Origin of the sequence: Grimontia marina, assembly GCF_900060185.1 — a bacterium.
GTDB lineage: Bacteria > Pseudomonadota > Gammaproteobacteria > Enterobacterales > Vibrionaceae > Enterovibrio > Enterovibrio marinus.
Map to the genome: position 1 here is coordinate 1 of NZ_FIZY01000126.1, position 2,704 is coordinate 2,704.

Sequence of the window (2,704 nt, forward strand, 5' to 3'; positions counted from 1 at the left end):
GCCACGAGGTATCGGTGCTATGATGGCCATCACTCAGTCCTTTTGTCGGTATGTTTCGGTTTGGCGATTGATCAGATCGCACAAAGCGGACTGAGTTTCTCTTATCTTTGAGATCTACTATTAGGAACAGCTATTTAGCCAGGACGATCCCTATCACCAACAGAACTGGCAATTTGCCTAAAAAGTCGACATGTCGAGTTCAATACTTCGAATGGTTTCACATTTTCGCCCTTCCACCTTCATTTCACCAATCAGGCTGAAGTAGGCTGATGTGAAGTGTGAATGGTATTTTCACTGGTTTTTGGAGTGAAAACGACTAAGGAAGGTGCTTATGGCAGAACAAGAGAACAAACTTTACTGCAGTGATTGCGGAAAAATGACTGCCCACACACTGGTGCAACTTGAGCCAAGAAAGGCAGAGCCGGATGCGACTTTGTTTCAGCGTGCAACGATAGTGCTTTCGAACTCCATGGATATCGTACTTGGCAGTTCGTATCAGCAATGCGATTGTTGTGGCTCCACATTCGGGCATACAGACAGCATCGGCGGCATTTAATGGATTTAGACAAACTGAGCCAACACCTCAGGGAAAATGGCTTTAACGCAGTATTGAAGGACGGCAAGGTACGTGTGAAATGGGGATGGAGTACCTTGCCAGTTACTATAGAAAATGACCCTGTCAGTGGGATCCTGAGTGTTAGTTACAATCAGCTCGCCCAACTTTTTCTTATCGGTCTTTTTTCCTTTATGACCTTCGCTTTCTTTAGCTGGGGATCGTTTCTTTCATCAGGCGCCTATTTTGCCATCGCAATGCTCTCTCTCGCCAATCTCTTACTGACAGAATCGAACGCGAACGAGCTTCGTCAACATATTCGCCAAATGGTGATATCCACCGAATAGCGCGATAAACAGAAAATCGCGCAATTTTGTTCAAGTTTTCGTTTCCTCTCCCTTCTATATTTTGCAAAGATGTTAAACAGACGGATGAGGGAACGGACGTGGACACAGACAATCGCTTCCAGTTTGTAAATAGTGAACACCTTGAGGGTGTAGCTGTGCTTGACGCAAATATGAGCGACTTCACTTACGACAAACACGCCCACGAAGAGTTTTCTATTGGTGTGACTCTTAAAGGCAGGCAGGATTTTTTCTGTCAGAGCGCTTTCCATACAAGTCCTGAAGGCGGCGTTATCCTATTCAATCCGGAAGATGTCCATGACGGCAGTTCAGGAGGAGACCAAAACCTCGAGTATTTGATGCTCTACGTCCACCCAGACAGTATTACAGCTCAAATCAAAGCGCTTGGCGTGAAGGCACCATCGTCGCTACGAATCAAAGGCTGCTTACTCAACGATGTTAAACTCCGCAATCAGGCGTTGATCCTTTCCAGCCTGATTAAAGATCCCTCCTGCCATCGTATTGAGCAGCAATCTGCACTCTTTAACCTCTCACATACTCTAGTGTCATTAGCTGGCATGTTAGATGAAGCTAAGCCAACAAACCGCAGAGATACCTTGCTAACGCGCGCCAAAGATTTTGTGCAGGACAACCTAGCTAGAGATATCGCCATTGACGATCTTGCTGATGTCGCCAACATGTCAAAGTATCACTTTATCCGTCAGTTTCGGGCGCAGTTTGGTATTACACCTCACCAGTACGTCATCAATTGTCGTATTAATGGTTCTCGCAAAGCATTGGAAAGCGGACAGCCCGCAAGCGATGTCGCTCAGGAATTCGGTTTTGCCGACAGTAGCCATTTCAATAGAAGGTTCAAGCGCGTCTTTGGTATGACGCCAAAGCAATACCAGCTTCAAATCTCTGACTAACTTCCCTCTCTGAATTCTATAAAGGACTTCCTATGTTCGAACTTTGGGCATATGCCTTTGGCATTATGTATTCTCCAGGCCCTGTGAATCTTCTAGGCCTGAATGGCGGACTTCAAAATCGCACACGAGAGGATCTCGGATTTTTCGCAGGCGTCGCTACCGCAATGCTGATTCTCTTCATTTCGATGTTACTGATTGGCGGCACAATGGTTTCCACGACTTCCCTTCCTTATATCAGTATTATTGGTTGCAGCTATATTCTTTACATTGCGTGGAAGCTGGCCAAAGCGAAAGTGGACATCAATAAGAGTTCATGTAAGAAAAACGCGATGACGTTCCACGACGGACTGGTGCTGCAATTGCTCAACCCAAAGGGCATCATTGCGACGCTCCCGATTGTGACGATTCAGTTCCCTGCTGCTGACATCCATGGGATGGAGAGCCTGTTCTGGATTGGGATCTTGACCATACTGGCTTTTGGCGCACCTACCTCCTATTCCCTTATCGGCAGCTTGCTTGGCAAGCGCATAGCTAACCCCGTTTATTTCCGGGTATTTAATATCAGCATGTCAGTTCTGTTGATCTATGTTTCCTTAGACATCGCCCATCAGCAAATTTATCTCCCTTGGTTTGGACAATAAAGGCAGGCAAAACACCGCCCGAAGGCTAACACCTATCACTTAAGATGCTTAGAGCGAACAGGGTAGCGAGTTTTATTAATACGAACGGTCCTCGCTTTGGGCCGTTTTCTTTTTTTGGGGAGTATGTAGCGTTTCACTCTCTCCCGCATGGCTCTTAGCTTTCTCGGGATTGAGCCGGGGGCTGCTATCGCACACCACATCAGCTCATCCTGAATATCTCTCAATGCCATCATAAAA

4 protein-coding genes and 1 pseudogene are annotated in these 2,704 nt (G+C 46.4%); 4 read left to right on the plus strand and 1 reads right to left on the minus strand.

The features are described 5' to 3' along the window. Positions 1 to 331 precede the first annotated feature (331 nt). The 4 genes from GMA8713_RS25295 to GMA8713_RS25310 all read left to right on the plus strand — a co-directional run bounded on the left by GMA8713_RS25295 (position 332) and on the right by GMA8713_RS25310 (position 2,467). On the plus strand, positions 332 to 556 hold the full coding sequence (locus GMA8713_RS25295; RefSeq protein ID WP_062715394.1) for a hypothetical protein: 225 nt from the start codon (positions 332 to 334) through the stop codon (positions 554 to 556). Further along, positions 556 to 900, plus strand: coding sequence for a hypothetical protein (locus GMA8713_RS25300; protein ID WP_062715396.1), 345 nt, complete (start codon positions 556 to 558; stop codon positions 898 to 900). Before GMA8713_RS25295 ends, GMA8713_RS25300 begins: the two co-directional genes overlap by 1 nt. Positions 901 to 998: 98 nt before the next feature. Next, entirely contained in the window at positions 999 to 1,826 is an 828-nt protein-coding gene (locus GMA8713_RS25305; RefSeq protein WP_062715398.1) for an AraC family transcriptional regulator, read from the plus strand. A gap of 32 nt (positions 1,827 to 1,858) precedes the next feature. After that, positions 1,859 to 2,467, plus strand: coding sequence for a LysE family translocator (locus GMA8713_RS25310; RefSeq protein WP_062715400.1), 609 nt, complete (start codon positions 1,859 to 1,861; stop codon positions 2,465 to 2,467). A gap of 35 nt (positions 2,468 to 2,502) precedes the next feature. Here the strand turns inward: GMA8713_RS25310 and GMA8713_RS28340 are convergent. Further along, positions 2,503 to 2,704 (minus strand): annotated as a pseudogene (locus tag GMA8713_RS28340) (IS4 family transposase); the annotation flags it as partial.